Source organism: Neptunomonas sp., from assembly GCF_041601355.1.
Lineage (GTDB): Bacteria > Pseudomonadota > Gammaproteobacteria > Pseudomonadales > Balneatricaceae > Neptunomonas.
Genome location: NZ_JBFIIH010000235.1, coordinates 1 through 2,930 on the forward strand (window position 1 = coordinate 1; position 2,930 = coordinate 2,930).

Sequence of the window (2,930 nt, forward strand, 5' to 3'; positions counted from 1 at the left end):
CATGCTGACACCGATGCGAACATCCAGAAAAACGTCAGTACTCTCGATGTGTACGGCTTCGTTCATAGCAGCAAACATGCGTTGAATAATCCAGGTAGTGGACTCCTCACTTTGCATATCTGTTAATAAAACAACAAATTCACCACTACTGACGCGGGATACACTAACGCCAATGTTGGTTGCGCCGTCAATGGCGACTGTATCGGTTGATCGCAAGGTTTTGTTTAAACGCCCGGCTACCAGTTTAACCAATTTTTCGGCAGCCGGATCTCCCAGCGTATTTCGGATGACCTGCAATGTATCAATATCAATGAATAACACCGCGAGGCGGGTATTGAGTCGGCGACTGCGTACGATACCTTGTTTAATCCTGTCGATAAGTACGATACGGTTAGGAAGGCCCGTGGCTTCATCTGTCGAGGCTACATCATGTGTGCTTTGTGAGCGAATTAACGCTTCAAGTTCTTCGATACGATATTTTAATTGTTGATCTGTGCTGCTCTCTGCGTTGCTGTCGGCTGTTGGGATTTGCTTGGCTGTCTCTTCAGGAAGGGGGTTTACTGTAGAAGAATGCTGAATTTGTGACCAACGAGTCACGCGATTTCGACCACAATTTTTTGAGTGATACAGGGCTTTATCTGCCAGATCGACAAGAATGCTGGGCGTTGATGAACCTCCGAGGTTACTGGAAACGCCAAAGCTTGCTGTGAAGCGTATAGCACTGGTGAATTGATCTATCTTACCTTCGTGTACAGCCAACCGCATACGTTCGGCGATGACTGCCGTTTGCTCTTCATCTATTCCTGGCAAAACAACGCAGAACTCTTCGCCTCCGTAACGACCAACAAGATCATCGGTGCGGGAAGTTTCGGTCAAAATCCTTGAAAGCAGCTTGATTACTTTGTCGCCGGTGGCATGCCCGAAGCGGTCATTGACTGATTTAAAGTGGTCTATATCGACCATAATACAACTGATAGATGCTCCTTCATCAGCCGCTTCACCGAGCAGAGTGGTGAAGCCGTCGAAAAGTGAACGACGATTGAGAGCTCCGGTCAGTGGATCACGTGTTGCGAGTATTTGTAGTTCCCGGTTCTGGCGGGTGATTTCTCTCTGGCTTTGTTGGACCCGAACTAAAGCGCGTTCAAGATCATTATTCTTATGTTCAAGTTCAGTAACATCATCAAAGGTAACTACAACCCCACGAATATTTCCTTCGGGTGCTTTTATTGGCGCAACATTGATCGCAAAACTGAGATGTTCATGCAACATAGTCTTGAGCTTTAATTGAGATGAGTGTGGCGCTTCTATTCCCTCCAGTGCTAACTTCCAAGGGAAAATAAGTGGTTGGCCAGCGTCTTTATTAGCTGATGGCTCCCATTCAAGATCGGAGAGATACTTGCCCACCAGTGTTTGTGCGGGTTGTCCTAATTTGGATTCAAATGCCTCATTCACAAACACCATACGGCCTTTGTTATCTAGCATGGCTAAACCTTCTGCTAAGACATCAAGAGCCGCACGTACACGATCAGGAACAACGGCGCTTGGGTCCAGTTCATTCAGAGCACGTTTTAGAAATACCCAATAAGCGACAAAACCTGAAAGCGAAATAAACAAAATAATGGTGACAAGTGAGCCACCGTTAAACAGACCAAAGGTGTTACCGCCGAGAGGTTTAAAACTGATTTCCAGAGCACCCCATCGTCCGGACTGATTATGAATCGGAACCTGCACATGGGAGGGAGTAGACGATTCTTTGTCAGCCGGTTGCCAATGACTGAGATGATCCCCGGCATTGGATATTAAGTGGCCATCAGAAGTGCGTAAACCGACCGATAGAATGCTGTCACTGCGTTCTTGCAGAGAGTGAATTGTTTCGGTTACTGATGCCATATGCCCCTGAGCGATATTCGACGAAACCTGAACAGCAAGCGACTCGGCAATAGCTTTACGCGCTGTAAATTCAGCATGTTTCTGATCAGGAATAAACCCGAGTAAGTCACCTACCAGCAACAAACTGACGGTCAACAGTATCAGACCGATGGAAAGACGAAAAACGGGTGACATGGCTGCTTTCATAATGGTTTCAACTTGTTATCCGGAATTGAGTATGCATTTTAACGGTCAAATAGGTCATCAACTGTTTTTTCAGTATCTTCATCCAATATCTCATCGAAGTCATCGTCGCCCTCAAGCGGTGAAAGTTTACGACGCGATTTCTCATCAGCAGCCAGTATGGGCATAGGGTCAAGGTGTCGCCATGCTGGCATAACGGCCAAAAAGCTGGCGACTAATGACCCTGCACGTAAGGCCCAGCTTACAAAGCCTGCCGTTAATGTAATGCTCACTCCTGTAATGGCTTCTGCACTCATTTTCATTTCTTTATTTTCAATATCAGCCGCGTTGTCGAGGTCTGCTAACATCTGATTTACGTCGTTGATGAATTCAGGACTATTACGGCCTGTTTCATCAGGTTGCATCACAGATAACCCATCGTCTTTCCAGAATGATGCTAATTCCTGCAGAAAAGTCTGCGTTATCTCAACCGTTGGTTTTGTATCTTCAAACGAGTTAATTGTAGTAGGTCTGTCAGATAACACACTGACAAAGATGTCGTTAGCTTGTATAGGTGCCGGTAACCCGGATATATCATCAGGGTTAGCATCAATGATGCTATCCGTTTCTGTGTTATCCGTTTCTGTGTTATCTGTTGCTTGATCATCGCTTGATATGTCGATGACCTCAGTTTCATCAGACTCGCTGGAATCAGTCTCTTCAGTAGCAGAGTCTGTCGGCTTAGGTGCTGGTGTGACAGCTTCAGGTGTAGGCGATACTGGCACAATTGTCGTCAGGACTTCGTCCTGGACATTCGCCAGCATAATGCTGACGGTCTGTGACGTGGTGCCGCCTTCATCATCGGTGACGGTAACTTC

2 protein-coding genes are annotated in these 2,930 nt (G+C 46.4%); both read right to left on the reverse strand.

Features of this window, described 5'->3' with window-relative positions; all coding sequences use genetic code 11:
• Positions 1-2,076 (reverse strand): diguanylate cyclase (locus ABY436_RS19760; protein ID WP_372740641.1); only part of this gene is annotated, 2,076 nt, incomplete at its 3' end.
• 38 nt (positions 2,077-2,114) lie between these two features.
• On the reverse strand, positions 2,115-2,930 hold an 816-nt coding region (locus ABY436_RS19765), incomplete at its 5' end, for a hypothetical protein (RefSeq protein WP_372740642.1).